This is a genomic window from Saccharibacillus sp. WB 17 (genome assembly GCF_008634075.2).
Classification (GTDB): Bacteria; Bacillota; Bacilli; order Paenibacillales; family Paenibacillaceae; genus Saccharibacillus; species Saccharibacillus brassicae.
Genome location: NZ_VPFK02000027.1, coordinates 1 through 26,835 on the forward strand (window position 1 = coordinate 1; position 26,835 = coordinate 26,835).

Below are 26,835 nucleotides of genomic sequence, written 5' to 3' on the forward strand. Positions count from 1 at the left end.
TGTACCAGTTGTTCCGCCAGGAGCATCGCTGGGTAGCTACGTGCGGAAGGGATAAACGCTGAAAGCATCTAAGCGTGAAGCCCCCCTCAAGATGAGATTTCCCACACGCAAGTGGTAAGACCCCTTGAAGACGACGAGGTAGATAGGCAGGAGGTCGAAGCGTAGCAATACGTGTAGCTGACCTGTACTAATCGGTCGAGGGCTTATCCTATAGACTTGCGCAGCAAGGTTCTTCGGAAGCATCCGCTTCGGTTGAGACTTCTGCGCGAGCAAACACTTCATGACGCGAAGTGGATCGTTTCGGATCCGGTTTTCAAGGTGCAAACCTTGTAGTATAGCTTATTTTTAAGCTGAATGTTCCCTGATAGCTCAGTTGGTAGAGCACTCGACTGTTAATCGAGTTGTCACAGGTTCGAGTCCTGTTCGGGGAGCCATATGGAGAGGTGTCCGAGTGGCCGAAGGAGCACGATTGGAAATCGTGTAGGCGTCTAAAGCGTCTCGAGGGTTCGAATCCCTCTCTCTCCGCCATATTTTTTACAGCAAGGCCCGTTGGTCAAGGGGTTAAGACACCTCCCTTTCACGGAGGTAACAGGGGTTCGAATCCCCTACGGGTCATTCTTCTTTTCGAAAGAGAAGAAGCACGAAAAAACATTTGACATGAGGCTGCTAACATGATATACTAGTAAGCGTATGTGAAATGGAGGCTTAGCTCAGCTGGGAGAGCATCTGCCTTACAAGCAGAGGGTCGGGGGTTCGAGCCCCTCAGCCTCCACCATATAATTATACACTCTGACGCGGGGTGGAGCAGCTCGGTAGCTCGTCGGGCTCATAACCCGAAGGTCGCAGGTTCAAATCCTGCCCCCGCAATTGCTTCACCTTATGGCCTGGAACCGTGGTGTAGGGGTTAACATGCCTGCCTGTCACGCAGGAGATCGCGGGTTCAAATCCCGTCGGTTCCGCCATTTTTATTGCTTTCCATCTGCTCGAAGTCGGGCTTACAGGAAAAACTGCTTGGCTCGGTAGCTCAGTCGGTAGAGCAAAGGACTGAAAATCCTTGTGTCGGCGGTTCGATTCCGTCCCGAGCCACCATTGATAACCAAATAGAATCACATTCAAAAATTGGCCGGTGTAGCTCAATTGGTAGAGCAACTGACTTGTAATCAGTAGGTTGGGGGTTCAAGTCCTCTCGCCGGCACCATTTATTGAATTGTGGAGGCTTAGCGAAGTGGCCAAACGCAGCAGACTGTAAATCTGTTCTCTCTGAGTTCGGTGGTTCGAATCCATCAGCCTCCACCAGTTATAGGGGCATAGTTTAAAGGTAGAACAACGGTCTCCAAAACCGTTAGTGTGGGTTCAATTCCTGCTGCCCCTGCCATAGTAATTTCATATTTAACCCAAAGATTTATTTTGCATTTTGGCGGTCGTGGCGAAGGGGTTAACGCATCGGACTGTGACTCCGACATTCGCGGGTTCAATTCCCGTCGATCGCCCTTTTCTTTGTTGGGGGTTAGCCAAGCGGTAAGGCAACGGACTTTGACTCCGTCACGCATAGGTTCAAATCCTATACCCCCAGCCATTTTATTTCTTCAAAAAAAGTAAGCGGACGTGGCTCAGCGGTAGAGCATCGCCTTGCCAAGGCGAGGGTCGCGGGTTCGATTCCCGTCGTCCGCTCCATTTTTTTTATTTACGGCGCCATAGCCAAGTGGTAAGGCACAGCTCTGCAAAAGCTCTACCCCCAGTTCGAATCTGGGTGGCGCCTCCAGTTTTTCAAAATTTTATACAGCTTGCGCCCTTAGCTCAGCTGGATAGAGCGTTTGACTACGAATCAAAAGGCCAGGAGTTCGAATCTCTTAGGGCGCGCCATTTATCTAGTTTTTTTTGTTTGTGCCGGTGTGGCGGAATGGCAGACGCGCTCGACTCAAAATCGAGTGGGGAGACCCGTGAAGGTTCGAGTCCTTTCACCGGTATTACGAGTAATGAAGAACCTGCAGCCTGCAGGTTCTTTTTTTTGTTACAATGACGGCAAAGTCATTTCGAAAGGGGCGGACCGCGATGCTGAGAGAGACCGACCGGAAGGCGGGCGAGAACGGGAAAGACTATGCGTACCGGGTGATCCGCAGCAATATTATGGATCTGACGCTCGTTCCCGGACGGGCAATCAGCGAGATCGAGTTGGCGGCCGCCCTGCAGCTGTCCCGCACGCCGGTGCGGGAAGTCATGTCCCGACTCAAAGAAGAGTATCTGGTCGACGTGATTCCCCAGGTCGGTACGTATGTCTCGAAGATCGACGCACAGCTGATCGAAGAAGCGGCTTTTATGCGACTGAATTTGGAACAAGAAGTGCTCCGCCTGGTCTGCGGGAATCTGTCGTCCGACATTTTGCTGGAACTGCGGCACAATTTGCAGCAGCAGGAAGACGTGCGGGATCACGCAGCCGGTGCAGCGGCTTTTCACGAGCTGGACAACGCGTTTCACCGGTTGATGTTTCGCGGCTGCGGCAAAGAACATGTGTGGGACTCGATCACAAGGCTGAGTACGCACTACAATCGGATGCGGCTGCTGTTCGAGACGGAGCATCCTTTCGACGAGGCGATCGAGCAGCACCGCCAGTGGATCGAACTGATTGCCGAAGGGCGCGTAGACGAGGTGGAAGGTGCCGTACACGAGCATATCCGGCAGCCGATTCTGCATTGGAAAACGCTGCTCGGCAGCGACGATCGGTACAGCGGCTTTTTCAAAACTTCGGACGTGTTCGAGGTGGCGGCTTCGGACGGTTTGGCGCCGCGCAATGCCCTTTAACAAATTCGCAAAAGCAGCCGACCCGTCGGCTGCTTTTGTTTTTGCAGAACGGGGGCAAAGCGGCGGCACCCGAATAAGCTTGCTATGCCTATACTGGCATGCTAGTATTCCAGTATGTAGACTTTAAAGCAGAAGGAGTGGATCGAAGTGGAGATGACGTTTCGTTGGTACGGCGAAGACGACCCCGTCAAGCTGGAGCATATTGCGCAGATTCCCGGGATGACAGGGATCGTAAGCGCCATTTACGATATTCCGGTCGGCGAGGAATGGCCGGTGGAGCATATTCGCGCGCTCAAGCGGCGGGTAGAAGCAGTCGGACTGCGGCTGTCGGTCATCGAAAGCGTTCCGGTGCATGAAGACATCAAGCTGGGTCTGCCGACACGCGACCGCTACATCGAGAATTACGCCAATACGCTGCGCAATCTGGGCAATGCAGGCGTCCCGGTCGTCTGTTACAATTTTATGCCCGTATTCGATTGGACGCGGTCCGACCTGAATTTCGAGCTGCCGGACGGATCGACCACGTTGATCTATGAAGAAGAGACTATTCGCCGGATGGACCCCAAGCTCGGCGAACTGGCGCTGCCGGGCTGGGATACTTCCTATGGCGAAGGCGGATTGGGTCCTCTTTTGGAAAAGTATGAAGAAGTGGACGAAGAGAAGCTGTGGGAGAACTTGGCCTACTTTATCGAGCGGATCATTCCGGCGGCCGAGGAGAGCGGAGTCAAAATGGCGATCCATCCGGACGATCCGCCGTGGCCGATCTTCGGTCTGCCGCGGATCATGACGAACCGGGACAATCTGGAGCGTTTCCTGAACCTGCACGACTCGCCTTACCACGGGTTGACGCTGTGCTCCGGTTCGCTTGGCTGCGATCCGAAAAATGATTTCGTGGAGATGGTGCGATATTTTGGCGGGGTGCGGAATCGGGTCCATTTCGCGCATCTGCGCAACGTGAAGATTACAGGCGACAAATCGTTCCGGGAATCCGGTCATTTATCGGAATGGGGTTCGCTCGACTTTTATGAAATCGTCAAAGCGTATACCGATTACGGCTTCGACGGACCGTTCCGCTCGGATCACGGCCGGATGATCTGGGGCGAGACCGGACGGGCCGGCTACGGCTTGTACGACCGGGCGCTGGGCGCCGTATACATCAACGGCTTGGCGGAAGCGACGACCAAAGCGAAGCAGGCGCCAGAAAAGTCAAAGTAAAAGTAAAAGTAAAAGTAACGCTAACGGGAAAACGCAAAAAGCTCAACCGTTGCAAGACACAGCCAACCGAATCAAGCCCGGCGCCGACGACGGCGACCGGGCTTTTTGACGCGACCGATTTAACGGGTACTGTTGCGGTACGTGCTGGGCGAGACACCGGTCGTTTTTTTGAAAGTGCGGGAAAAGTGGGCCGGGTCCATGCCGACGCGGTCCGCAATCAGCGAGATGCCCATGTCGGTGGAGGTCAGCAGGCGCCGGGCGAACTCGATCCGTTTATGCTGCACGTAGCTCATCGGGGTGGTGCCCATCTGTTTTTTGAAATAGGGAATAAAATAATTGGGATGCAGATGCACGATTTCGGCCAGCCGTTCGACTTCGAGCGGTTCTTCCAGCCGAGCCTCGATATACTCCAGCACAGCGCTCAGCTTGCCTCGTTCCCCGGCCTGCGCCGCAAGCTCCGACTGCTCGTCGTGCCCGCTTCGTTCGAGGCAGCAGGCGAGCAGCTGGAGCAGGCACGCTTTGACGCGCAGCGCGGCAAAAGGGCCGGGATGCTCGGACTGCCCGATCATGTCGCGGAACAGCGCTTCGACGGTCCCGGGATCGGCGGCATCGGCCAGATGAAAAGGCGACCCCGCCCGGAACAGCGGCCAGCCGCCGATCTTCGCGTCGAAATGGCAGAAGTAGCGGGAATACGGATTCCCGGGCGGGGTAAAGCGGGTCTGCACGGCTCCGGCCGGCATAATGAACAGCTGCCCGGGCCGGGGTTCGTACCGAATGCCGTCGAGCGTCACCGCGCCTTCCCCTTCGGTCACGTAATACAGGCGGTTGAACGACGGCTTCTCTTCGGAAGCGTTCCAACCGAAATAACCGGCGCGGTAAAAAGCATGGGAGACATGGACGGTCAGATTTTCCAGTTCGTTGCGGGAAAAAGACTGCATAAAAACCCTCGCTTTCCATAGATGTGTCCTTATTCGCAGTATACCTTCTTTTAGCCAAAACACCTTAGTTTTAGACAAGAAGTTCTTAATCGTGTTCATGTTCTTGCGTGCGCGTCCGGGTTATTCTCAAAAGGAACGAACGACAGGAACAGAAATGGAAGCGGAAACATAATCTGCAAGCGGCGGAGGGACATCATGAAGACGACTACAGGCACACAGATAAGGTTCGGCGTAATCGGTATCGGCAATATGGGCAGCGCCCACGCGCAGAGTCTGAACGGGCAGCGGATCGAAGGGGCCGTGCTGACCGCGGTATGCGATGTGCGGCAGGAACGGCTGGATTGGGCGGAGCAGCATCTTCCGGCTGACGTGAGACGTTACGCCGATCCCAAAGAGCTGATGCGCTCGGGCGAGATCGACGCGGTGCTGATCGCGACGCCTCATTACGATCATCCGACTTTGGCGATCGAAGCTTTTCAATACGGTCTGCACGTGCTGATCGAAAAGCCGGCCGGCGTCTACACCAAAGCGGTGCGGCAGATGAACGAAGCGGCGGCCGCAGCGGCAAAATCGGGTCTTGTGTTCGGCATCATGTACAACCAACGCACCAATCCGCTCTACCGCAAGCTGCGCGACCTCGTTCAATCGGGCGAACTGGGCGAGATCCGGCGGACCAACTGGATCATCACCAACTGGTATCGCTCGCAGAGCTACTACGATTCCGGCGGTTGGCGGGCGACGTGGCAGGGAGAAGGCGGCGGCGTGCTGTTGAACCAGGACCCGCATCAGCTCGATTTGTGGCAGTGGACGACGGGCATGATGCCCAAGCGCGTAAGAGCGTTTTGCAGCTTCGGAAAAAAACGGAATATCGAGGTGGAAGACGACGTGACCGCCTACGTGGAGTATGAGAACGGAGCGACCGGACTGTTCGTGACGACGGTCGGCGAGGCGCCGGGTACGAACCGGTTCGAGCTGGCGGGCGATAACGGCAAAATCGTGATCGAGGACGACAAGCTGACCTTTTGGCGCTTGCGCACGCCGGAACCGGAGTTCAATGCGTCGTATACGGGCGGATTCGGAGAGCCGGAATGCTGGAAATGCGACGTGCCGGTCGAGCGCGGAAGCGGGGAGCAGCACGAAGGCATCCTGAGCAATTTTACGCGGGCCGTGCTGCATGGAGAGCCGTTGATCGCCCCGGGCGAAGAAGGCATCCACGGGCTTACGCTGTCGAACGCGATGCATTTGTCGAGCTGGACCGACGGCTGGGTTGAACTTCCGATCGACGAAGACGCTTATCTGGCGCAGTTGAACGAACGGATCGAGCAGTCCACTTTTGTCAAAAAAACGGGCACGGACGCGACGCTCAACGTATCGGGCACGCACTGATTCCGCCGCGCATCACGGATCAACCGGCAATCAGAGATGCACGCGCACAAAAACGTGGGAAAGGCGGAACATACGATGAAAAGATCGACGATTGCCGCTCAGTTGTATACGTTTCGGGAACAGGCACAGACGAAGGAAGGCTTGGCGGACACGCTCTCCAGGCTCAAGCAAATCGGCTACGACGCGGTGCAGGTGTCGGGCATCGGCCCTATCGATCCCCATAGAGTCAAAGAACTCGCGGTGCAAAACGAACTGAAGATCTGCGCCACGCATATTGCGTACGATCGGCTGACGGATGACCTGCAAGCTGTGGCGGAGCAGCATAAGCTGTGGGACTGCGCCTACGTCGGACTCGGCATGGTGCCGGACCGGTACCGCGGCAGCGCGGACGGCTACCGAGCTTTTGCGAAGGAAGCGTCCGGTATCGCCCGGCGGCTCAAACAGGAGTACGGCCTGCAGTTCGTGTACCACAACCATCAGATCGAATTCGAACGGTACGACGGCCGCACGGCGATGGATATTTTGCTGGACGAAAGCGATTCGGAAGCGTTCGGCTTCGAACTGGACATGTACTGGGTGCAGGCAGGCGGAGGCGATCCGGCCCAGTGGGCGCACAAGGTCGCAGGCCGAATGGAGGTCGTCCATCTCAAAGACATGGAGATCGTGGACGGACAGGCGGTTTTTGCGGAAGTGGGACACGGCAATATGAATTATCCGGCCATTATCGAAGCGTGCCGGGCGACAGGCGTGGAATGGTACGTCGTCGAGCAGGACGTCTGCCGGCGCGACCCGTTCGAGAGTGCGAGGATGAGCCTGGATTATTTGCACGGACTGCTGCGGCGGGAGAAGACGATGTAAGGAGTTTGGGAGTGGAAGGATCTCACAAGCAGGACGGAACGGGAAACAGCCGTGCGGACTGTGCGAAAAAAAGGCAGCGGAAGGATGAATCGACGATGGGACGAAGCGACGGCATGAATTACGCGCCGAGACACGAAGCGAAGCCGGTAGTGGCACCGGGCGAATTTGTTTTTGCGGCGGCGGCTCTGGATCACGGGCATATTAACGGCATGTGCAACGGGCTGATCGAAGCCGGCGGCACGTTGAAATGGGTCTATGATCCCGATCGGGTCAAAATGGAAGCTTTTATCGCGTCGTTTCCGGGCGTGAAGGCAGCGGATTCGCTGGAAGACATTCTGGATGATCCGGAAGTGCGGATGGTCTGTTCGGCGGCCATCCCGGCCAGACGCGGACCGCTGGGCGTGCGGGTGATGGAGAGCGGCAAAGATTATTTCACGGACAAAGCGCCGTTCACGACGCTCGCGCAGCTTGACGAGGCGGAAGCCTGCGCCGCCCGGACGGGCCGCAAGTATATGGTCTACTACAGCGAGCGCCTGCATGTCGAGAGCGCGGTGTACGCGGATCAGCTGATCCGCCAGGGCGCGATCGGCCGCGTCGTACAGGTGACGGGCGCGGGCCCGCACCGGCTGAATGCCGCCGGCCGCCCGGACTGGTTTTTCCGCCGCGAAGACTACGGCGGCATCCTGTGCGATATCGGCAGCCACCAGATCGAGCAGTTCCTGCATTATGCAGGCTGCAAGAGCGCCCAGGTGCTGCACAGCAAGGTGGGCAATTACAACAGCCCCGAATACCCCGAATTGGAAGATTACGGCGACGCGACGCTTGTCGGCGACAACGGGGCGACGCAGTATTTTCGCGTCGACTGGCTGACGCCCAAAGGGCTCGGTACATGGGGCGACGGGCGGACGGTCATTTTGGGCACCGAGGGATACATCGAGCTGCGCAAATATACGGACATCGCGCGTTCGGACTCCGGGGACCATGTGTATTGGGTGGACGGGGAAGGCGAGCATTACGAGCAGGTGTCCGGCAAAGTGGGCTGCCCGTTCTTCGGGCAGCTGATTCTGGACAGCCTGAACCGCACGGAGCAGGCGATGACGCAGGCGCATGCGTTTCTGGCCGCGCGGCTGTGCCTGGAAGCGCAGGCGGCCGCGCTGAACCTGACGCCGGACACGCTGCGCAAGCCGGAATCGGCAGGGCTCACGAATAAGACGTAAAAAGTCGAAGACGGAAGGTGCGACTGATGACAAAAACGGGAGCGGCGATTATCGGCTGCGGCACGATCTTCGCCCAGCATGCGCGGGCTTTGGTAAATATGGAAGAGGCGCAGCTGCGCCTTGCGGTGGACCTCGATCTGCCCCGGGCGGAGCGGGAAGCGGCCGCTTACGGCTGCGAAGCGGCGCGCGATTACCGGACGGTGCTGGAACGTCCGGACATTGAAGTCGTGCATCTGTGCACGCCGCATCATCTGCATGCGGAGATGGCGGCAGAACTGCTGGCGGCCGGCAAGCACGTACTGACGGAGAAACCGATCGCCCATACGCCGGAAGCGGCGAGGTCGCTGCGAATCGCGGCGGCCGCGGCCGGACCTGCGCAGCTCGGCGTCGTGTTCCAGAATCGCTATAACGAAAGTTCGCGGCAGATTCGGGAGATTATCGATTCCGGTCGGTTGGGCCGGCTGCTCTGCCTCAAAGGCGCGGTGACCTGGTCGCGCAGCCCGGACTATTATACGGACAACCCGTGGCGCGGGCGGATCGCGACAGAAGGCGGAGGGCTGCTGATCAACCAGACGATCCATACGCTCGATCTGCTGCAATGGTTCGCCGGCGGCGAAATCGAGCGGATCGCGGGCAGCGTCACGACGGACGCCCTGGGCGATTATATCGAGGTCGAAGATACGGCCCATGCCTGCCTCGATTTTTCGAACGGCGTCCGGGCGTTGTTCTACGGCACGAACGCGTATCTGGCGAACAGCCCCGTCGAGCTGGAGCTGATCTTCGAGCAGGGCCTGCTGCTGCAGCGCCGGGACCGCCTCTATCTGCTGCAGGAAGGCGAAGAGACGGAGCTGTGCCGCCCTGCCCGGAGCGCCGCGGGCGCGAAGTCGTATTGGGGCCTCAGCCACGGCCTGCTGATCGAGGACTTTTACCGGCATGTCCGCGCCGGGCGCAAATTTTGGCTCGACGCGGAAGAAGGCGGGCGTGCCCTCGATCTCGTGCACGGCATTTACGCGGCTTCGCGGGCGCAGGGGCAGGCGGTACGGCCGAACGGAATGCCGCTATCCACCCGCGCTACGTGCACGGACTGAGCGGCCTTGGGCCAAGCTTCCGCCAACAGAAAACAGACCAAAAAGCAGGCATCTGCGCGAGTACGCTCGCGTCGATGCCTGCTTTTGGTCGTGAAGTGCGATCATAATTTGGAAAGGCGCCGTTCACAGGCGCTGCGGCCGAACGAGCTTAGTCCGAGCAAGCCTAGTCCGAACCGCCGGGCGATTCGGCTTCCCGGTTCGGGGAGCCCGCCGGCGTTCTGCCGCTTGGCATCGATTCGCCGATCTCGACCGTGCCGTCGCCCCGATCGTTGTTTTTCGGTCGGCGGGAGACGAGGATCACGAGGTCGACGAGCAGGACCGGCAGCGAGACCGAAGCCGGATACGCCAGATAACGCGGCTGCCATTCCGGGAAAAATTTCTCCTTGTACCGGCGCAGCCCTTCGAAGCCGTAGAAGTGTCCGCCGTAGCGGAACACCAGATTCGCCAGCTTCTCTTCGCGCAGCGAGCTGCGGCTCTTGCCGACGCTCGACAGCGGAGCCATGCCGAGATTGAACGTCTTGTATCCTTGCGCCTGCGACCATTCGATCAGCCTTGCGAACAGCAGATCCATCGTGCCGTTCGGCGTATCGGGCAGATGGCGCATCAAGTCGACGGAGATCGTCCGTCCGCCGTCGTATGCCGGAGCGAGCGTCGCGAAGGCGACGACCCGGCCTTCCGGGTCTTTGAGCAGCGCAAGCGGCGAGCGCTGCAGGTAAGCTTCGTTGAAGAAGCCGAGCGAGAAGCCTTTTTCTTTGCGGTCGCCCAGCCAGACGTCCGAAATGGCGCGAAGTTCTTCGAGCAGTTCAGCTCCGTAAGGAGCCGCTTCTACGGAGAACGTATACCCGTCCCGCTCGAAGCGGTTTTTGGCCGTACGGAACGCAGTCATCTTTTTGCCCGAGAACGTGAACGTCTCCAGATTGATCAGCGCTTCCTCGCCGAGCTTGAAGAACCGGTAGCCTTTCTCGTGGTAGATCGACAGATAATCCGGCGAAGCCTGATAGAACACGACGGACAGCGCGTAGCGGTCGCCGAACGCCTGGAATTCCTCGATCGCGTCGCCAACGAGCTTTTGCGGGCCGAGCGGATCGCCGAGCACGACCAGCTTATCGCGCGAGCGCGCGTACGGGATAAGCACTTTGCCGTCCTGCGCCCAATAGAACTGCTTGTCGCCCAGATACAGCATATGCGACAGCAGATTGCCTTCTTCCGTTTGCAAAAAGGCATCCAGCCGGTTCAGCTCGTCGCCGCACGGCAGCTGCGCGTCCTGCCGTTTGGGACGCAGCAGAACGAGGATCGAGAACAGAATCCACGCGCCGACGATGCCGCTCGCGGCAATCGCCCCGTATTCGCTCGGCTGCATGATCCATTCCGGCTGGAATCCGGCCGGCAGGCGATGCAGGAAGCGCGGCCGCGACGACGTTCCGATCAGGTAATAGAGACCCGCCAGCACGAGGGTGAACACGAACCACAATCCGATCCGTTTGCTCGACAGCGTCGCGCCCGAACGGTAGAAGCGGGCCCGGGATACCCAGAGCAGCAGCGCCACGACGAGCAGGAAGATCGCTTCCTCATAGTCGAACGCTTTGAAGAAAGTGAACAGCGCGCCGGCGACCAGCAGCAGCGAAGTCAGCCGGTGCGCCCTGCGCAGCCGCAGGGAGATGCCGCTGGACAGGATGATCAGCATGAAGCCGATCACGACCGAAATTTGCTGCGACAGCTTCATGAGCGGCGTGGACAGAAAGCGCGACATGAAGTGCAGGCGATCGAACAATCCGGGCGTCGCCGCGGACAGCAGCAAGATCAAGCCGCAGGCCAGCACCAGCTTGCCGAGCGCCCAGATGCCCATATCGCTCAGGAAGCCGAATTGGCCGGGCCAGTTCCAGAAGCGCTGCCATTGGGCGGCAAGGCCGTCGTGTTCGCCTTGGCCGGGCAGCTCGTCTTGACCGTCGCTTTTGGACCCTGTGCCCGGCAGGCCGCCGGCGGCGGGTTCTCCGGCCGCCGTTTCTTTGCGGATCGCCTTGCGGCGGCTCGGCAGCAGTTCGAACGCCGTCATCGCCAGCGCGATCAGCCACGGAATAATGAAGTAGAAGACGCGGAACAGCACGATGGTCGCAAGGGCCGTCTCCGGCCGCACGCCGGCCAACTGCAGGCCGAGCAGCGCGGTGATGTCGAACGCCCCGATGCCGCCCGGCGCGAAGCTGACGATGCCGGCGATTGCCGCAACGCTGTAGATCGCCATGGCCTGGCTGAGCGGAACGTCATGCAGGAAATTGGAGCAGATCAGCCAGAACGTAAGGCCCGCGAAAAACCATTCCAGCACGGAAGCCAGCACGGAGCTGACGATAATGCTCCACGGCAGCCGGCTGCCGTCGCCCTGTTTGTGGAACCATTTGGCGAACAGCTTGGATCTTTGCATGAGCAGGAAGATCGGCAGGTAAAGCGCCATGCCCCATACCGCGTAGACCAGCCAGCCGTGTTCGCTCAGCATGAGCTTGATCGGCAGCAGGCCGACGATGCCCGCCCAGGCCAGCACGGACAAGCCGGTCACGAGGGTCGGCGACAGGAAGACGATGGCCGGAGTGATCTGGGCCAGCGTGACGCCGCTGTTGCGGTACAGCAGAGCCCGCACGCCGGCGCCCGTAAAGCCGGCGAAGCCGAGAAAGTTATTGAACGTATTCGAGATCCAGCCGTACCGGAAAGCCGCCCATTTGCTTACGTTCAGGCGGAAATGCCGGCAGATCAGGAAGTCGTACGCGCTCATGACCGAGACGGCGACGAGCGACAGGGCAAGAATCTGAAAGATGGCGCTTGTCGGCATCGTCCGGATGTCGAACAGGATGCGCGAGAAATTGAGCTTGCGCAGTTCGCCCTCGCTCTGAAAATAGACGAAAGCGATGACGGCGACCGGGATAAGCAGCCGGACGATTTTCATACGGTAGAGAAAAGCGAACACTCGCAAAATGTGCAGACGTTCCAAAACGATTTTCGTACGATTCATGAAGTCACCTACATTAGTAAGAGTGAAATAGAAGGTATTAAAAGTATACAATTATTTCCATCGGCATGCGTTCTATAAATCTTAACATAAAACCCCCGACTTCGAACCGAACATCTTTGTAACTTTTCGCGGATGCGCCGACGCAGCGCGTTTTTCCGCCCGACGCTTCAGCCTTCTTCCTTATATACATCGACGTTCGGGCGACGATCGTTCACTGCCTTTTACCCGATCCGATTTATATATACGCTCGAAGGTCCGGGAGGTTCCCCGCCTCAGGTCTAGGTTCAAAAACCGCCTCGGGTCCGTTTTGCGCGAAGCCTCTTCCGTCTAGAATAAAGGCATAAGGAAATTGATTCAGGGAAGGCGGTGAAAAGTTAATGAGAAGCATGAAACTTAATATCCCGGCTATCGTACTTGTGGTACTGGGAGCGCTGATTCTGTTCGGAAAACTCGGAAGTTTCGTCGGATTGCTGTTCGCGGTCGCTATCTTCGCACTCGGTTATTACGCGGTCAAGACAGGCAAGAAAGTACTGGGCTGGACGCTGTTGATCATCGGCGGCTGCATGCTGATGGCGAAGTTGTCGTGGCTGATCGGACCGCTGCTCGGCATCGCGCTGATCGCGGCAGGCATCGTCTGGATCGCCGGTAAACGTTCGAACAGACGGAGCGGATTCGGCGGCTGATTGCAGTCGGCCAAGCCCGGTCGCTCCGGAGTCCCGGTAAACGAAAGATGGAACGGACATTACGCAGAGGAGGGAAAAACGCCGAATGAGCATGTTCAAACGAATGAGAGACATTACGCTGGCTACCCTTAACGATAAGCTTGAAGAAAGTCAGGACCCGGTGCGGATCATCGACCAGTTCCTCGTCGAGACCCGGCAGGAGATCGGCGAAGTGCAGCGCCTGCACGATCAATGCGCCCACCACAGCAAGCAGCTCCGGCAGCAGGTCGACCATGCGGTATCGATGCGCGAGAAGCGCGAAGAGCAGGCGATGCTGGCTCTCAAGGCGGACGAAGAAACGATCGCCAAGCTGGCCCTGCAGGAGAAGATGCTGTACGAGGAAAAAGAACGGCAGTATCTGGATCTGTGGAACCAGAGCCAGGAGACGCTCAAAGAGCTCGGCGAGCAGCTGAACGTGCTGCGCAACGAATACCAGACCGTATACAACAAGCGCCAATATTATTACGCCCGGATGGAGACGCTTCGCCTGCAGCAGCGGTTGAATCGCCGCAGCGGCGGCTACGAATCCGACGTGCCGAAAATGTTCGACCGGTTGGAAGACCAGATGTCGTCGATCGAATACGAAACGTACAGCCTGCGCGATATCCGCAAGCTGGGGCAGGAAGCTTCCCGGCAGATCGGGGAAGTCGGCAGCATCCTCGAAGAGGAGATGGCCCGGCTAAAAGAAAAATTGAAACGCAACGAAGGGAAGGAGTAAGCGAGGATGCATAGATTCTACCGCTCGACCCAGGACCGAATGCTTACCGGACTTTGCGGCGGACTGGCGCGCGAATTCGGCGTCAACCCCACGCTGCTCCGAATCCTGTTCCTTGTCGCCATCCCGCTGACCAGCGGGGCGATGCTTCCGATCTACTTCATCGCTTCGCTCGTCATTCCGAAAGCGCCGGCTCCGCCGTACTATCCGTACGGCCCCGACGAATACGGCCGCGATCCGTACGGCAGAGACGCGTACGGCCAAGGCCCTTACCGCGCGGAGAGCGACCGTGAGCCGCATGCGCCGAGACCGCTGCGCGAAGAACGCGAATTCGAACGCCCGTTTCCTCCGCATCGCCCGCAGATGCAGCGCGCGGATCTCAAAAAGCGCGACATTCCGGATTCCGGAATCGACGCGATGATGGAAGATATCGAGAAAAAGGCACTCAAAAAAGAAGTCGAAGAACTCAAACACAAGCTGTCCAAATACGAGAACGACAATCCGAAAGGGGATTTATAAAATGGGAGTATTCAAAAGATTGCGCGATATGACGAAAGCGTCGGTAAACGAAATGTTGGACAAGGTGGAAGATCCGATCGTCATGCTGAACCAATACCTGCGTGACATGGAAGAAGAGATCCATCAAGCCGAAGTGACGGTAGCCAAGCAAATGGCGAACGAGCGCCGTATGAAGCAGCGTCTCGAAGAATCGTATAGAATGTCCACCCAGCGCGAAGCGCAGGCCGAAGCGGCACTCAAGAACGGCCAGGAAGAAGCGGCGCGCAAACTGCTCGAAGAAAAGATCTACTTCGATCAAAGAATCGCGGAATCCCAGGATCTGCACGCGCAGGCCGAAGTTCAAGTGTCCGATCTGATGCGTCAGCTGCACGAGATGAAAGACGAATTCTACCAAATGCGCAACAAGCGCAACGAACTGGTGTCCCGCGCCCAAATGGCGAAAGCCAAAAAGCAAATGGCCCAGGTCAACCCGGTCTACGCGATCGACAAAGGCACTTCTTCGTCGGGCTTCCGCCGGATGGAAGAAAAGATCATGCAGATGGAAGCCGAAGCCGACGTGCTGCGCACGCCTTACGGCAGCTCCAGCCGTCCGTCCGCCTACCTCAGCCCGGTCGACGCGCAGAAGCAGCTTCAAGTCGACGAGCAGCTGAACGCGATGAAGAACAAACTGAACGGCGGACACAGCTCGCCTTCGCTGACCAAAGGCGACGAGCAGTAAGAAGCCGCACGCGGCGGGCCGAACTTATGCTATACTAGCGAAGTTACCGCAAGCGCAAGCTTGAAAGAACGCAAAACGACAAGAATTACGGACCGTGCGATACGGCTTCCGGCTCAAATAGGCACAGGCGAAGCCATACGGTGTATACCGTTATGGCTTTTGCTACGCTTGGAAGAAGATGCGCAAAGGCCAAATTCGGAACACGGCAGGAGGAGAAGCGGCATGAAAACTCAAAAACGCACATGGGCGATCGTCCTGATCGCCGCCGGCATGCTGATGCTGCTCGGCAGATGGATCAGCCCGCTCTCGCTGATCGCTCTCCTCGTGCTGTGTTACGGGATCTACACGATGCGTGCCGAACGGACGTCGGTCGGGTACAAATGCCTCGCCGTCGGAGCGGGACTGCTGCTGCTCGACCATATCGTCATCCTGCTCGGCGGCATCCTGCTCTCGATCGGCGTATTCTACGCCCGGGCGCGCGAACTGCATGCCGGGCGCGAATACGGACGCCGCCAGGAATTGGCGGCGCAGCTGAATCGCGAACACGAAGCGTGGGTACCGGAAAATATCAGCTTGTGGCATGTGTTCGGCGACATCGATTGCGATTTCGCGCTTGCGCTGCCGACCGAGCCGGACACGGTCATTCACCTGCAGGGGCTGATCTGCGACGCCGACCTGACGTTCCCGGAAGAATACGGCATCGAACTCGACGTATTTCTCGGCTGCGGCAAAGTGGCTTTTGACGGCAAAGGCCGCAGCGGTCTGCTGAACAAGTTCGTCTGGCGCTCGCCGGGCTACGATCACAGCGAACAAAAAGTCCGGGTCGTGCTGGCGTATGCCGCGGGCGACGTGAATATCCGAATGAACTAGAACGGGGCGAAGCGGGCGTGCACCGCTAGGCGCAAGCGATTCAGAAATTCGAAGGCGGTGAACAGGCACGGTGAACGAAGCGGGAAAAGCGAAAAAATCGAATACGATCGTGCGGGGCATCGGCTCGGGGATCCTGCTGTCTTTTATCGTGCTGCTGTCCGCGCTGTACGTGCTGTATTCGTACAAACTGCTGGACGTTCCCGACACGTGGCCGCTGCGAATCCGGGCCGGCCTCACCGTGCTGACGGTGAGCGTCGCCGTCGGCGCGCTGTACGGGCTGTACCGGTCGCTGCAGATCAAGATTCAATACGACCGGCTGCAAGATACGCTGCTGCTGTGGGAAAAAGGCAATCCGGCGCGCCCGGTCGGACCGCTCGGCGGCGAGATGGAAGTGCTGGCCGGGCAGCTCGAACGGATCGGCAAAAAGTGGGAAGAGCAGGTAAGCTCCCTGCAGCGGCTCTCCACGCATAACGCCCAACTCGCCGAACAGGCGCGGGTGTCCGCGATCGTGGAAGAACGGCAGCGGCTCGCGCGCGAGCTGCACGACGCCGTGTCGCAGCAGCTGTTCGCGATCTCGATGACGGCGACGGCGGTCGGCCGGACGTTCGAGAAAGACCTGTCCCGCGCGAGGCGCCAGGTGGAACTGATCGAAGAGATGGCATCCGTCGCCCAGTCCGAGATGCGGGCGCTGCTGCTGCATCTGCGTCCGGTGTATCTCGAAGGCAAACCGCTGTATCAGGGACTGAGCGAACTGGTGCGCGAGATTCAGGCCAAAGGGCAGATGGAGATCACGCTCAATATGGACGCCGGGCTCGAACTAGTCAAAGGGATCGAGAACCATCTGTTCCGCATCGTGCAGGAAGCGCTGTCCAATACGCTTCGCCACGCGAAAGCGGACAAAATGGAGATTATGATCGTGCGGCGCAACGACTCGCTGCGCATGTCGCTCAAAGATAACGGGGTCGGCTTCGAGCTCGACGACAAGAAGCAGTCTTCGTACGGGCTGTCGCTCATGCAGGAGCGGGTGAGCGAGATCGGCGGCTCGATTCGGTACATTACCGCTCCGGGCAAAGGAACGCGGATCGAATTGACCGTGCCGCTGGTAAACGGGGGACAAAGAGGGAGCGAGGAATGACGATGGAGACGGAACAACTCATTAGCGTGCTGCTCGTCGACGATCACGAGATGGTGCGGATCGGTCTGGCCGCGGTGCTGGACACCGAAGACGGGATCGAGGTTATCGGCGAAGCGAGCGGAGGCGAGGAAGGCGTGCGTCTGGCGCAGCAGTACCAGCCCGACGTCGTGCTGATGGATCTCGTCATGGACGGCATGGACGGCATCGAAGCGACGCGCGAAGTGCTGAAGATCTGTCCCGGCTGCAAAGTGATCGTGCTGACGAGCTATCTGGACGACGAGAAAATGTATCCGGTCATCGAAGCCGGGGCGTTCAGCTATCTGCTCAAAACGTCGCGGGCGAACGAAGTGGCCGACGCGATCCGTGCCGCGGTCCGCGGTCAGTCGGTGCTGGAATCGCAGGTCGCGGCCAAAATGATGGATCGGTTCCGCGCGCCCGCGCCCGTGCGGGCGCTGCACGAAGATCTGACCGACCGGGAGATGGAAGTGCTGCGTCTGGTCGCGCAGGGCAAATCGAATCAGGAAGTGGCGGACGAGCTGATCATCGGGATCAAGACCGTCAAGTTCCACGTCACGAACCTGCTGTCCAAGCTCGGCGTGGAAGACCGGACGCAGGCGGCGATTTACGCTTACAAAAACGGATTGGCCGAATAAGCGGTCCGACGTATCGAAGACAACAGATTGGATCGGCGGGTCGGCTGTGCAGCCGATCCGTTTTTTTGCCGTTCCGGCGGCCTTTCACAATTTGACGGTTAACACATTCTGCGATTTGCGCAGGCAGGCAAGCCGGATCGAGTATGCTTTGTAAGCGCTTAACAAAACGCAGACGGGAGGGATGCGCAGCTGCGGCCGGTTACGATCTTTGAACGCAGCCTAATCAGGCAAGGCTTGGCACAATCCGCCGGAAAGTCAACGGTTGTTATTATTCGAAATGGGGGGCTGCATCATGTCTATGTTCAAGAAAATGGCGTACCTGCTGACCGCTTCCGTTCTTGCTCTTCCCGCTGCCGCTTCGGGCCCGTTCGCGGCCCGGGAAGTCTCGGCGGCTTCAAACGCCGTCTCGATTGCCGATTACGGAGCCGTCCCGAACGATGACGGAGACGACCTGGCCGCGATCCGCCAGGCGGTCGCCGCCGCCAAGGCCGCGGGCAAAAAGGTGTGGGTACCCGCGGGTACCTTCGCGTACGGCGACGTCGTTACGCTGGACGGCGTCGTGCTGGTCGGCGAAGGCGAACGCTCCGTGCTCCGCAGCACGAACCCGCAGCGCCAGGCGATCCAGCTGGCCGGCAGCGGCAGCGGATTGAGCGACGTGAAGCTCACGAGCGTGCCCGTGCCGGAGCGGCTGTCGAGCTCCGTCTCGGCGCGGGTGCATGTGACGCCGGAGGCGTCGGACTTTACCGTGAAGGACACGGTGATCGAGGGCGGATCTTCGGCCGGGATTATCGTCTACGGCACGAACGGCAGCATCTCGGGGAATACGGTCCGGGATACGCGGGCCGACGGGATCCATATCACGGGAGGGTCCGGGAATATCCGGGTCGAGCGGAATATCGTTCGCGATACGGGCGACGACATGATCGCCGTCGTGTCGTACGAAAAAAACGGAACCTGGGTCAAAAACGTAAAGATCTCGCGCAACGACGTCTCGGGCGGCCACGCGCGCGGCATTACCGTCTCCGGCGGTACGGATATTTCGATCGAACGCAATCGAATAGCCGACACGGGCGGCGCAGGCGTGTTTATCGCGTCGGAAGGCAGCTACCGGACGTACGAAGTGCGCAATCTCAAAGTGAGCCGCAACGAGATCCTGCGCGACAGCCGCAATGCGTCGATCCCGGAAAAAGGCGGCATTCGCCTGCAGGCGACGTACAAGGAGCCGAGCATCGTCAACGCGATCATCGAGCGCAATACGATTACCGATTCGGCGGACAGCGGCATCCTGATACTCGGCTCGGCAAGCATTGAGGCGTCGTTTGCCCGCAACGATATCCGGGATCCGGCCAACCACGGCATCCATCTGCTGCGAACGGTCGTCGGGACGCTGGAATTTGTCGGGAATACGGTCCGGGGCGCAGGCGGCCATGCGCTGTATAACCAGTCCGCGGCGGACGTCGTCAGCGATCTGCCGAACTCGGCGCCTCCGGGCGGAGGCGAAGAAGAAGGGGCCGTCGCGGCGCGCGGCACGCCGAGAATCGACGGCGCGGCCGACGACGTATGGAGCAACGCGACGCCGCTTCGGCTGAACACGGACGCCAACGGCACGACCGGTACCGTCCGGATCGTCTGGGACGATGCCGCGCTCTACTATTTATTCGAGATGACGGACGCCACGCCGAACGCGCTCGCCGCGGACGAGCACAACGATTCGGTCGAAGTATGGGTCGACGAGCGCAACGCGAAGAACGGGACGCGGACCGTCGGCGATTACCAACTGCGCGTCGGGCTCGACAACGCACGCTCTTCCGCCGTGCGCGGATTCGATCTGTCGGCCGTCTCAAGCGCGGTCGCGGAGCGGGCCGGCGGATATACGGCGGAGTTCGCCGTGCCGTACACGGCGCTTACGCCGCAGGCCGGCGACAAGATCGGCTTCAACGCGAGCGCCAACGACGATTCGAACGGCGACGGACGGCGCGACACGTATCTGAGCTGGATCGACAAAAATTTGCCGTACTGGGCGGATACGCGCGTGTACGGCGAAGTAACGCTTGCAAACTGAAAGCGTTCCCTTTGATTTTTGCGGGGCCGGCGTGATTCTGCCGGCCTTTTTGGTGGTGGTAATATTAATGAAACCTTCATGTTGGATCAGCATAAATGATATCATTGCGATAGCATCAGTTTGAGGGATATGTTAAAATGACATCACATCTTTCTTTCTGCGCGTCAACGCGGAGAATTAAGAGTCAGACATAAAGACAAGAGATACTATACCAACTACAGGAAGAATGGGGAGCTATGGCGGACAATCAAAATCTTGAAGCATTGAAAGCACCGGGCGCGGTCTTTTTCATCTTCGGGGCTACCGGAGACCTGGCCCGTCGCAAGTTGTTCCCGGCCATTTTCAGTTTGTACCGGGAAGGAAAATTGGCGGAGGACTTTGCCGTGGTCGGAGTGGCTCGGCGTCCTCGTACGAACGAAGAGTTTCGTGACGACGTTTTCCGCTCGATCCAGGAATTCGGCCGGTACAAATCTTCCGACCAGGAGAAGTGGAACAAGTTTGCGGAACACTTCGAATATAAATCCCTCGACATTAACAACGTAGCGGGATTCCAGGAACTCAAAGAACAGACCGAAGCGATCGAGCAGAAGTTTTCGATCCCGGGCAACCGACTCTTCTATCTGGCCCTGGCGCCCGAACTGTTCGGCAGCGTCTCGCTGAACCTGCGCGAAGGTGGCATGCTCGATAACGAAGGCTGGCATCGTCTGGTCATCGAGAAGCCGTTCGGCTACGACCTCAAGTCGGCCGAGAAGCTGAACGAAGAATTGGGCCATGTGTTCAAGGAAGACGAGATCTACCGGATCGACCACTATCTCGGCAAAGAGATGGTGCAGAACATCGAGACCATTCGGTTCTCGAACCTGTTCTTCGAATCGCTCTGGAACAACAAATATATCGCCAACGTGCAAATCACGCTCGGCGAGACGGTCGGCGTCGAAGAACGCGGCGGCTATTACGATCATGCGGGCGCGCTGCGCGATATGGGCCAGAACCATATTCTCCAGCTGCTCACCATGATCGCGATGGAACCGCCAAGCCGTCCGCTTGCGGAAGACCTGCGCGACGAGAAGGTGAAAGTGCTGCGTTCGCTGCATCATTTCGCCGACGCCGCCGAAGTCAAAGCCAATGTCGTGCGCGGCCAGTATACGGCCGGACAAAGCAAAGGCAAAGACCTGCCGGGCTACCGCGAAGAAGACAAAGTCGATCCGGATTCGAATACCGAGACGTTCTTCGCGGCTCGCGTATCCGTGGACAATTTCCGCTGGGCCGGCGTTCCGTTCTATATCCGGACAGGCAAGCGCCTCCCGGTCAAAACGACGGAAGTCGTCATCGAATTCAAGAAGATGCCGGGCAACATCTACCTCGGACAAAAGCACGACCTGCAGCCGAACCTGCTCGTCATCCGCGTCAATCCGATGGAAGGCATCTACTTCAAGATCAACGCCAAGAAGCCGGGTTCGGAATCCGAAATCGCGCAGGTGGCGATGGAGTTCTGTCAGAGCTGCCTGGTGGGTATCAACTCGCCGGAAGCTTACGAGCGCCTGATCCACGATGCCGCCAAAGGCGATTCCACCTATTTCACGCGTTGGGACGAAGTGGCTTCGGCCTGGGCATTCGTCGACAAAATCGACGCCGCCTGGAAAGAAAACCCGTCCGACGTCAGCTCGTATCCGGCAGGAAGCTGGGGACCGAAAGAAGCGGACGAACTGCTTGCCCGCGACGGATTCCACTGGTGGCCGGTGAACGGCGAAGAAGAAGACAACGTGATCTGGGTAGCCGCTTCGAGCAGCTAAACGGATTGCGCGATCATAGCGGTGTATTCCGCAGATCAGCCGCCGCGCGGCCGGACATTCCGGCTGCGCGGCGGTTTTTGCTTTTTTCCGACCGAATATCGAACCGAAGCTTGACCTTGAACCCAACTTCAACCCTTATGCTGAACGCATACAGCCGTAAGCGGCTTGAAATTCGATATTCAAGGGAGAGTGGCCGCATGAACAAGAACACGAAAACCGTTTGGCTCGGGGGAGCCGCCGCTGCGGCGATGGTTGCGGCCGCCGGATACGTCTATCGGTCGAGACGGCAGGGCAAAAGCCCGAATCCGCTGCGTCGGCTGTTTCCGGTATTCGCCCTGCCGGAGCCGACGGGGCCGTACGCGATCGGCACGTTCGAAGAACATCTCGTCGACGGAAGCCGGCAGGAGAACCGGCGGGGCACGCTTCCCGAAGGAGACGGTCCGCGGGAAGTGCCGCTCACCGTCTGGTATCCGGCCGACCCTTCGGCCGCGGCCGCCGCGCCGCCGGAACGGTACCCGGCTGCGCTCGGCGAATGCCTGTCGCTCGTATTCGGGCTGCCGCGCCGATGGTTCGGGCATTTGTCGCGGGTGAGCACGCATGCGTTCCGGCACCTGCCGCTCTCCGGCGGAGAGTCCGCCTATCCGGTGCTGCTGTTCTCGCCGGGCATTCGCTCGACCCGGTTCCAAAGCCTGACGCTCGTCGAGGAACTCGTCAGCCGGGGCTATATCGTGATCGGCATGGACCATCCGTACACGTCGGCCGAGGTGAAGCTGCAGGGCGGCCGCGTCGCCGCGTACGTCCATGAACCTTCCTTCGCGCATTCTCGCGAGCTGCATGCGTACAACGTGGGCGAAATCGCTGTTCGTGCGGCCGACGCCCGCTTCGTGCTCGATACGCTGGAGCGCTGGAATGCGGACGGCTCCGGCCATGCGCTGTCCGGCCGATTGGACCTTGCGCGCGCCGGGCTGCTCGGCCATTCCTACGGGGGAGCGACGGCGGTCCAGGCGCTTGCGACCGACGAACGCTTCGCCGCGGCGCTCAGCCTGGAAGGCGGGTTCTGGGGCGAAGCCTCGGGCGGGCCGCTTGAGCGGCCGTTCATGTACCTGCTGACCGGAGAGACGGAGCGGGCGCTGGACCCGAACGATCCGAAGCGGGAAAAAGTCGTCTACCCGGAATGGACGGAAGAAGCGGAGCAGGCGATGAGTTCGAGCCGGAGCGATACGCTGTTCGCGGTAGTCGAACCGTTTTACCATCAAAGCTTTACCGACGTCGCTTATGTGTCTCCGCGCCTGTTCGCCCGCAAAGCGACGCCGGAACGGAAAAGCGAGATCACGCGCGCTTACGCCGTCGCTTTTTTCGACCGTTATATGAAAAGTATCCGTTCGGAGCTGCTGGGGCAGGATTCGGAGGCGTTCCCGGAAGTTCGGTACGACCGCAAGCTTACCCGGACCGCCGACGAAGGGAAGGAGACCCGCGCATGAAAAAGATGACCCGAGGACAGCTTGCGAACAAAACAGGCTTGACTCCGGCCACGATCCGGTTCTATGAAGATCGCGGCGTGCTGCCGGAACCGGAACGCGGCGACAACGGCTACCGGATGTACGGCGAAGAATACGTGACGATGATCCGTTTTATCCGGGACGCCAAAGCGCTGGGGTATCCGCTTGCGCGCATCGGCGAAACGCTGCGCGAGCTCGGCGGGAGCCCGGGCATCGGCATCGAGGGACTGCGCGAATTGGTGCGGCAGCAGATCGCGGACGTCGAACGGCAGGAGCGGCATCTGGCGGAAGTGAAAACACATCTGAACCGGCTGCTGGACGAATATGACGACGACGAAGTGCGCGAATATGCGCGTTCGTTCCGCCGCGGCGGGGACCGGTAACGAAAATTGTGCGCGCACTCCCGGTCGGCGCAGATTATCCCCTTGCCTGTGCGCTAATTATGGTACAATATAGGGATGAATACGTACGATACAGAAGGGAACGTGAACATGAACCAAGCCGATGAAAAGGTTTTGCGCGATGAAGTCGACAAACGCAGAACTTTTGCCATTATATCTCACCCGGATGCCGGGAAAACGACGCTGACGGAGAAGCTACTGCTCTTTGGCGGCGCTATTCGTCTGGCCGGAACGGTCAAAGCCCGCAAAGCAAGCAAGCACGCAACGAGCGACTGGATGGAAATCGAGAAGCAGCGGGGCATCTCCGTTACGTCCTCGGTCATGCAGTTCGATTACGACGGTCACCGCATCAACATTTTGGATACGCCGGGTCACCAGGACTTCAGCGAAGACACGTACCGGACGCTTACGGCGGCCGACAGCGCGGTCATGCTGATCGACGTCGCGAAAGGCGTGGAAGCGCAGACGATCAAGCTGTTTCAGGTGTGCGCGAAGCGCGGCATTCCGATCTTTACTTTTATTAACAAACTCGACCGCGAAGGCCAAAGCCCGTTCGACCTGATGGAGGAGCTGGAGCAGGTGCTGGGCATCCGCTCGGTTCCGATGAATTGGCCGATCGGCATGGGGCGCGAGCTGAACGGCATCTACGACCGGATGAAAAATCAGGTCGAGCTGTTCCAGGGCGACGACCATTCGCAGATCAAAGTCCAAAAAGTCGAAGATTACCGCGATCCGATCATCAAAGAGATGGCCGGCGAATACCATGCGAACCAGCTGGTGGAAGAACTTGAACTGCTGGACGTGGCGGGCGATCCGTTCGATTACGAAAAAGTAAAACGCGGCGAGCTGACTCCGGTCTTTTTCGGCAGCGCGATCAACAACTTCGGCCTGCAGACGTTCCTGCAAAACTTCCTGGAGCTGGCACCCAAGCCGGCGCCGCGCCGCAGCACGGAAGGCGAGATCGAACCGGTCCGCGAGAAGTTCAGCGGTTACGTGTTCAAGATCCAGGCCAACATGAACCCGGCGCACCGCGACCGGATCGCGTTTCTGCGCATCGTGTCCGGCAAGTTCGAGCGCGGCATGAGCGTCAAGCACGTGCGCGTCGGCAAAGACATCAAGCTGGCCCAGCCGCAGCAGTTTCTGGCGCAGGACCGCGATATCGTCGAGACGGCTTACGCCGGCGACATTATCGGCTTGTTCGACCCGGGCATTTTCCGGATCGGTGATTCGCTGGTGGAAGGACAGAGCTTCGAATTCGAAGAGCTGCCGACGTTCTCGCCGGAGATTTTCGCCAAAGTCACGGCCAAAAACGCGCTCAAGCACAAGCAGTACCAAAAAGGCATCGACCAGCTGACGGAAGAAGGCACCATCCAGGTGTTCCGCACCGTAAGCTTCGACGACACGATCCTCGGCGTCGTCGGACAGCTCCAATTCGAAGTGTTCGAGTACCGGATGAAAAACGAGTACGGCGTCGACGTGCAGCTTCAGCGCCAGTCGTTCCAATTCGCGCGCTGGATCGTCGCCCCGGAAATCGATCCTTCGAAGTTCCGGATCAACTCCACGCTCGTCAAAGACAAAAAAGGCAACTACGTCGCGCTGTTCGAGAACGAGTACGCCATGCGTACCGCCATCGATAAAAATCCGGACGCCCGATTCCTGGAAATGGCGCCCTGATCTCAAGGAGGCCTGAAGCAGGATGGGGAAAGGCAAAAAACAGTACGCGGTCATCGGTATGGGCCGATTCGGATCAAGCATCGCCAAGTCGCTCAGCCAAATGGGATTCGACGTGCTGGCGATCGACGCCAGCCAGCAGCGGACCCAGGAAATCTCGAATATCGTGACGCATGCCGTGTCGGCGGATTCGACGGACGAAGAAGCGCTCAAAGCGCTCGGCATCCGCAACTTTAACGTGGTCGTCGTGGCGATCGGCCAGGATATTCAGGCGAGTATCCTGACGACGCTTATTCTCAAGGAAATGAATATGCCGATGATCATTGCCAAAGCGCAGAACGAACTCCACGGCAAAGTGCTGAGCAAGATCGGCGCGGACAAAGTCATTTTCCCGGAACGCGATATGGGTACAAGGGTTGCACACAATCTGACGTCGCCGAACATCCTCGATTATATCGAGCTGTCGGGCGATTACAGCATCTTCGAGATGCTCGTCCCGGCGCGGATGGTCGGCCGCAACCTGATCGAGCTGAATCTGCGGCAAAAGTACGGCTGCAACGTCATCGCCGTGCGCCGCGGCAGCAAGATGAACATCTCCCCGGACCCGCACGGCCGTCTCTGGGAAGGCGACGTGCTCGTTATCGTCGGCGAACGGGACGATCTGGTGCGGCTGGAGCTTGCGTTCGACAAACACGGATAAACCCAAAAAAGGTATCGCCCCGCGGCGGTACCTTTCAATTTGAATAAGCGGAGGGCGAAACGTATGCGACATGCGCAGATCGAATCGACGGCGAATGCCCGCGTGAAGGAATGGGCCGGCCTGCTGGAGAAAAAGCACCGCGACCGTCAGGGAAAATACATCGTGGAAGGCGTGCATCTGGTGCAGGAAGCGCTGCGTGCCGAAGCCGACGTGGAATGCGTCGCTTACGACGCGGCGCTCGGCGTGCCGGCCGGGCTGGCCGGCAGCGCGCAGGGCAGCGCGGCGGAATGGATCGCCGTCTCGGCGGCGATCGTGTCCAAATGCACCGAAGCGCGCACGCCGCAGCCGGTGTTCGCGGTCGTGCGCAAGTCCGCCGCGAAGCCGGCCGACCTGCTGCGCGTGCCGCATGGCCTCGTCGCCGTGCTCGACGGCGTGCAGGACCCGGGCAACGTGGGCACGATCATCCGCGCCGCCGACGCGGCGGGCGCGGCGGGCGTCATCGTCGGCCGGGGCTGCGCGGACATGTACAATCCCAAGACGGTACGCTCGACGATGGGATCGCTGTTCCATCTGCCGATCGTGGAAGGCGATCTGACCGAACTGCTGCCTCTGGCGCGCGAAGCGTCGGCCAAGATCGTCAGCACGAGCCTGCAGGCCGACCGCGGCTGCTACGAAGCCGATTACCGCGGCGCGACCTGGTTCGTGTTCGGCAGCGAAGGCGGCGGCGTCTCGCCGGAAGTCGAGGCGTTCGTGGACGAGAAGGTCATCATCCCGATGCCCGGCCGGGCGGAATCGCTGAACGTGGCGATGGCCGCTTCGGTGCTGCTGTTCGAAGCGGTGCGGCAGCGGCTGCTGCTCTAGGCCGCAGCGCGAGAAAT

General features: G+C 59.2%; 22 protein-coding genes, 16 tRNA genes and 1 rRNA gene. 37 read left to right on the forward strand and 2 right to left on the reverse strand.

The annotated features are described in order from the left end of the window. The 19 genes from FTE24_RS14730 to FTE24_RS14820 all read left to right on the forward strand — a co-directional run. A 23S ribosomal RNA gene (locus FTE24_RS14730) occupies nucleotides 1-211 on the forward strand; the annotation flags it as partial. A gap of 147 nt (nucleotides 212-358) precedes the next feature. After that, nucleotides 359-434: transfer RNA gene (locus tag FTE24_RS14735), tRNA-Asn, on the forward strand. A 3-nt stretch (nucleotides 435-437) separates the two neighbouring features. After that, a tRNA-Ser gene (locus FTE24_RS14740) sits at nucleotides 438-528 on the forward strand. 15 nt (nucleotides 529-543) lie between these two features. Next, a tRNA-Glu gene (locus FTE24_RS14745) sits at nucleotides 544-615 on the forward strand. An 84-nt stretch (nucleotides 616-699) separates the two neighbouring features. After that, nucleotides 700-775 (forward strand) — tRNA-Val (locus FTE24_RS14750). Nucleotides 776-793: 18 nt separating this feature from the next. Beyond that, nucleotides 794-867, forward strand: a tRNA-Met gene (locus FTE24_RS14755). Nucleotides 868-886: 19 nt separating this feature from the next. Beyond that, nucleotides 887-962 (forward strand) — tRNA-Asp (locus FTE24_RS14760). Between the two features lie 51 nt (nucleotides 963-1,013). After that, a tRNA-Phe gene (locus FTE24_RS14765) sits at nucleotides 1,014-1,089 on the forward strand. A 33-nt stretch (nucleotides 1,090-1,122) separates the two neighbouring features. Then, a tRNA-Thr gene (locus FTE24_RS14770) sits at nucleotides 1,123-1,198 on the forward strand. A gap of 13 nt (nucleotides 1,199-1,211) precedes the next feature. After that, nucleotides 1,212-1,296 (forward strand) — tRNA-Tyr (locus tag FTE24_RS14775). Nucleotides 1,297-1,301: 5 nt separating this feature from the next. Continuing rightward, a tRNA-Trp gene (locus FTE24_RS14780) sits at nucleotides 1,302-1,375 on the forward strand. A 42-nt stretch (nucleotides 1,376-1,417) separates the two neighbouring features. Beyond that, a tRNA-His gene (locus tag FTE24_RS14785) sits at nucleotides 1,418-1,490 on the forward strand. 11 nt (nucleotides 1,491-1,501) lie between these two features. Beyond that, nucleotides 1,502-1,576, forward strand: a tRNA-Gln gene (locus FTE24_RS14790). Nucleotides 1,577-1,599: 23 nt separating this feature from the next. Further along, nucleotides 1,600-1,674, forward strand: a tRNA-Gly gene (locus FTE24_RS14795). Between the two features lie 14 nt (nucleotides 1,675-1,688). Beyond that, nucleotides 1,689-1,762, forward strand: a tRNA-Cys gene (locus tag FTE24_RS14800). Between the two features lie 24 nt (nucleotides 1,763-1,786). After that, nucleotides 1,787-1,863: transfer RNA gene (locus FTE24_RS14805), tRNA-Arg, on the forward strand. 23 nt (nucleotides 1,864-1,886) lie between these two features. Beyond that, nucleotides 1,887-1,967, forward strand: a tRNA-Leu gene (locus tag FTE24_RS14810). Between the two features lie 85 nt (nucleotides 1,968-2,052). Further along, entirely contained in the window at nucleotides 2,053-2,799 is a 747-nt protein-coding gene (locus tag FTE24_RS14815) for a GntR family transcriptional regulator (protein ID WP_160441781.1), read from the forward strand. Between the two features lie 147 nt (nucleotides 2,800-2,946). Beyond that, nucleotides 2,947-4,014 carry a mannonate dehydratase gene (locus FTE24_RS14820; RefSeq protein WP_150232672.1) on the forward strand — a complete coding sequence of 356 codons (1,068 nt, stop codon included), beginning with the start codon at nucleotides 2,947-2,949 and terminating at the stop codon, nucleotides 4,012-4,014. 119 nt (nucleotides 4,015-4,133) lie between these two features. On the opposite strand, the gene FTE24_RS14825 is transcribed toward FTE24_RS14820, so the two are convergent. Beyond that, nucleotides 4,134-4,952, reverse strand: a complete 819-nt coding sequence (locus FTE24_RS14825; protein ID WP_150232674.1) for an AraC family transcriptional regulator — start codon at nucleotides 4,950-4,952, stop codon at nucleotides 4,134-4,136. Nucleotides 4,953-5,147: 195 nt separating this feature from the next. On the opposite strand from FTE24_RS14825, the gene FTE24_RS14830 reads away from it, so the two are divergent. The 4 genes from FTE24_RS14830 (at nucleotide 5,148) to FTE24_RS14845 (ending at nucleotide 9,501) form a co-directional block, all read left to right on the forward strand. After that, nucleotides 5,148-6,338 (forward strand): Gfo/Idh/MocA family protein, encoded by a 1,191-nt coding sequence (locus FTE24_RS14830; RefSeq protein ID WP_150232677.1) that lies wholly within the window; start codon nucleotides 5,148-5,150, stop codon nucleotides 6,336-6,338. A 75-nt stretch (nucleotides 6,339-6,413) separates the two neighbouring features. Then, nucleotides 6,414-7,196 carry a sugar phosphate isomerase/epimerase family protein gene (locus FTE24_RS14835; protein WP_150232679.1) on the forward strand — a complete coding sequence of 261 codons (783 nt, stop codon included), beginning with the start codon at nucleotides 6,414-6,416 and terminating at the stop codon, nucleotides 7,194-7,196. 95 nt (nucleotides 7,197-7,291) lie between these two features. Further along, nucleotides 7,292-8,413, forward strand: coding sequence for a Gfo/Idh/MocA family protein (locus FTE24_RS14840; protein WP_150232681.1), 1,122 nt, complete (start codon nucleotides 7,292-7,294; stop codon nucleotides 8,411-8,413). Between the two features lie 26 nt (nucleotides 8,414-8,439). Next, complete coding sequence (locus tag FTE24_RS14845; protein WP_150232683.1) at nucleotides 8,440-9,501, forward strand: Gfo/Idh/MocA family protein; 1,062 nt, start codon at nucleotides 8,440-8,442, stop codon at nucleotides 9,499-9,501. 163 nt (nucleotides 9,502-9,664) lie between these two features. Here the strand turns inward: FTE24_RS14845 and mprF are convergent, their stop codons facing one another. After that, nucleotides 9,665-12,499, reverse strand: coding sequence for a bifunctional lysylphosphatidylglycerol flippase/synthetase MprF (gene mprF, locus FTE24_RS14850; protein WP_150232685.1), 2,835 nt, complete (start codon nucleotides 12,497-12,499; stop codon nucleotides 9,665-9,667). 377 nt (nucleotides 12,500-12,876) lie between these two features. On the opposite strand from mprF, the gene FTE24_RS14855 reads away from it, so the two are divergent. The 14 genes from FTE24_RS14855 (at nucleotide 12,877) to FTE24_RS14920 (ending at nucleotide 26,818) form a co-directional block, all read left to right on the forward strand. After that, a complete protein-coding gene (locus FTE24_RS14855; RefSeq protein ID WP_141447158.1) occupies nucleotides 12,877-13,182 on the forward strand; it encodes a hypothetical protein in 306 nt (101 codons plus the stop codon). Nucleotides 13,183-13,267: 85 nt separating this feature from the next. Beyond that, nucleotides 13,268-13,939: a PspA/IM30 family protein gene (locus tag FTE24_RS14860; RefSeq protein WP_141447157.1), complete on the forward strand. Its 672-nt coding sequence runs from the start codon at nucleotides 13,268-13,270 to the stop codon at nucleotides 13,937-13,939. A gap of 6 nt (nucleotides 13,940-13,945) precedes the next feature. Next, complete coding sequence (locus FTE24_RS14865; protein WP_141447156.1) at nucleotides 13,946-14,455, forward strand: PspC domain-containing protein; 510 nt, start codon at nucleotides 13,946-13,948, stop codon at nucleotides 14,453-14,455. Between the two features lies 1 nt (nucleotide 14,456). Then, nucleotides 14,457-15,173, forward strand: a complete 717-nt coding sequence (locus FTE24_RS14870; RefSeq protein ID WP_141447155.1) for a PspA/IM30 family protein — start codon at nucleotides 14,457-14,459, stop codon at nucleotides 15,171-15,173. Nucleotides 15,174-15,395: 222 nt separating this feature from the next. Next, complete coding sequence (gene liaF, locus FTE24_RS14875) at nucleotides 15,396-16,043, forward strand: cell wall-active antibiotics response protein LiaF (RefSeq protein WP_150232687.1); 648 nt, start codon at nucleotides 15,396-15,398, stop codon at nucleotides 16,041-16,043. Nucleotides 16,044-16,113: 70 nt separating this feature from the next. After that, a complete protein-coding gene (locus FTE24_RS14880) occupies nucleotides 16,114-17,178 on the forward strand; it encodes a histidine kinase (RefSeq protein WP_150232688.1) in 1,065 nt (354 codons plus the stop codon). Nucleotides 17,179-17,180: 2 nt separating this feature from the next. Beyond that, nucleotides 17,181-17,831, forward strand: coding sequence for a response regulator transcription factor (locus FTE24_RS14885; protein ID WP_141450376.1), 651 nt, complete (start codon nucleotides 17,181-17,183; stop codon nucleotides 17,829-17,831). Nucleotides 17,832-18,123: 292 nt separating this feature from the next. Next, nucleotides 18,124-19,893, forward strand: a complete 1,770-nt coding sequence (locus FTE24_RS14890) for a sugar-binding protein (RefSeq protein WP_160441782.1) — start codon at nucleotides 18,124-18,126, stop codon at nucleotides 19,891-19,893. Between the two features lie 236 nt (nucleotides 19,894-20,129). Then, on the forward strand, nucleotides 20,130-21,686 hold the full coding sequence (gene zwf, locus FTE24_RS14895) for a glucose-6-phosphate dehydrogenase (protein WP_141447151.1): 1,557 nt from the start codon (nucleotides 20,130-20,132) through the stop codon (nucleotides 21,684-21,686). A 197-nt stretch (nucleotides 21,687-21,883) separates the two neighbouring features. Further along, nucleotides 21,884-23,167 (forward strand): alpha/beta hydrolase family protein, encoded by a 1,284-nt coding sequence (locus FTE24_RS14900; protein ID WP_160441783.1) that lies wholly within the window; start codon nucleotides 21,884-21,886, stop codon nucleotides 23,165-23,167. Continuing rightward, complete coding sequence (locus FTE24_RS14905) at nucleotides 23,164-23,568, forward strand: MerR family transcriptional regulator (protein WP_150232694.1); 405 nt, start codon at nucleotides 23,164-23,166, stop codon at nucleotides 23,566-23,568. The genes FTE24_RS14900 and FTE24_RS14905 overlap by 4 nt, the downstream gene beginning before the upstream one ends. A 108-nt stretch (nucleotides 23,569-23,676) precedes the next feature. Further along, complete coding sequence (locus FTE24_RS14910) at nucleotides 23,677-25,260, forward strand: peptide chain release factor 3 (protein WP_141447148.1); 1,584 nt, start codon at nucleotides 23,677-23,679, stop codon at nucleotides 25,258-25,260. A gap of 22 nt (nucleotides 25,261-25,282) precedes the next feature. Beyond that, nucleotides 25,283-25,957: a potassium channel family protein gene (locus FTE24_RS14915; protein WP_141447147.1), complete on the forward strand. Its 675-nt coding sequence runs from the start codon at nucleotides 25,283-25,285 to the stop codon at nucleotides 25,955-25,957. A gap of 63 nt (nucleotides 25,958-26,020) precedes the next feature. Continuing rightward, the gene (locus tag FTE24_RS14920) at nucleotides 26,021-26,818 is read left to right on the forward strand and encodes a TrmH family RNA methyltransferase (RefSeq protein WP_150232696.1); all 798 of its coding nucleotides are present in this window, start codon (nucleotides 26,021-26,023) and stop codon (nucleotides 26,816-26,818) included. The last annotated feature ends 17 nt before the right edge of the window (nucleotides 26,819-26,835 follow it).

What these genes read in the sequence shown, in the direction of transcription:
- FTE24_RS14815 (WP_160441781.1), top strand. Translation starts at nt 2,053, where the DNA reads ATGCTGAGAGAGACCGACCGGAAGGCGGGCGAGAACGGGAAAGACTAT.
- FTE24_RS14825 (WP_150232674.1), bottom strand. Translation starts at nt 4,952, where the DNA reads ATGCAGTCTTTTTCCCGCAACGAACTGGAAAATCTGACCGTCCATGTC.
- FTE24_RS14830 (WP_150232677.1), top strand. Translation starts at nt 5,148, where the DNA reads ATGAAGACGACTACAGGCACACAGATAAGGTTCGGCGTAATCGGTATC.
- FTE24_RS14835 (WP_150232679.1), top strand. Translation starts at nt 6,414, where the DNA reads ATGAAAAGATCGACGATTGCCGCTCAGTTGTATACGTTTCGGGAACAG.
- FTE24_RS14840 (WP_150232681.1), top strand. Translation starts at nt 7,292, where the DNA reads ATGGGACGAAGCGACGGCATGAATTACGCGCCGAGACACGAAGCGAAG.
- FTE24_RS14845 (WP_150232683.1), top strand. Translation starts at nt 8,440, where the DNA reads ATGACAAAAACGGGAGCGGCGATTATCGGCTGCGGCACGATCTTCGCC.
- mprF (WP_150232685.1), bottom strand. Translation starts at nt 12,499, where the DNA reads ATGAATCGTACGAAAATCGTTTTGGAACGTCTGCACATTTTGCGAGTG.
- FTE24_RS14855 (WP_141447158.1), top strand. Translation starts at nt 12,877, where the DNA reads ATGAGAAGCATGAAACTTAATATCCCGGCTATCGTACTTGTGGTACTG.
- FTE24_RS14860 (WP_141447157.1), top strand. Translation starts at nt 13,268, where the DNA reads ATGAGCATGTTCAAACGAATGAGAGACATTACGCTGGCTACCCTTAAC.
- FTE24_RS14865 (WP_141447156.1), top strand. Translation starts at nt 13,946, where the DNA reads ATGCATAGATTCTACCGCTCGACCCAGGACCGAATGCTTACCGGACTT.
- FTE24_RS14870 (WP_141447155.1), top strand. Translation starts at nt 14,457, where the DNA reads ATGGGAGTATTCAAAAGATTGCGCGATATGACGAAAGCGTCGGTAAAC.
- liaF (WP_150232687.1), top strand. Translation starts at nt 15,396, where the DNA reads ATGAAAACTCAAAAACGCACATGGGCGATCGTCCTGATCGCCGCCGGC.
- FTE24_RS14885 (WP_141450376.1), top strand. Translation starts at nt 17,181, where the DNA reads ATGGAGACGGAACAACTCATTAGCGTGCTGCTCGTCGACGATCACGAG.
- FTE24_RS14890 (WP_160441782.1), top strand. Translation starts at nt 18,124, where the DNA reads ATGTCTATGTTCAAGAAAATGGCGTACCTGCTGACCGCTTCCGTTCTT.
- zwf (WP_141447151.1), top strand. Translation starts at nt 20,130, where the DNA reads ATGGCGGACAATCAAAATCTTGAAGCATTGAAAGCACCGGGCGCGGTC.
- FTE24_RS14900 (WP_160441783.1), top strand. Translation starts at nt 21,884, where the DNA reads ATGAACAAGAACACGAAAACCGTTTGGCTCGGGGGAGCCGCCGCTGCG.
- FTE24_RS14905 (WP_150232694.1), top strand. Translation starts at nt 23,164, where the DNA reads ATGAAAAAGATGACCCGAGGACAGCTTGCGAACAAAACAGGCTTGACT.
- FTE24_RS14910 (WP_141447148.1), top strand. Translation starts at nt 23,677, where the DNA reads ATGAACCAAGCCGATGAAAAGGTTTTGCGCGATGAAGTCGACAAACGC.
- FTE24_RS14915 (WP_141447147.1), top strand. Translation starts at nt 25,283, where the DNA reads ATGGGGAAAGGCAAAAAACAGTACGCGGTCATCGGTATGGGCCGATTC.
- FTE24_RS14920 (WP_150232696.1), top strand. Translation starts at nt 26,021, where the DNA reads ATGCGACATGCGCAGATCGAATCGACGGCGAATGCCCGCGTGAAGGAA.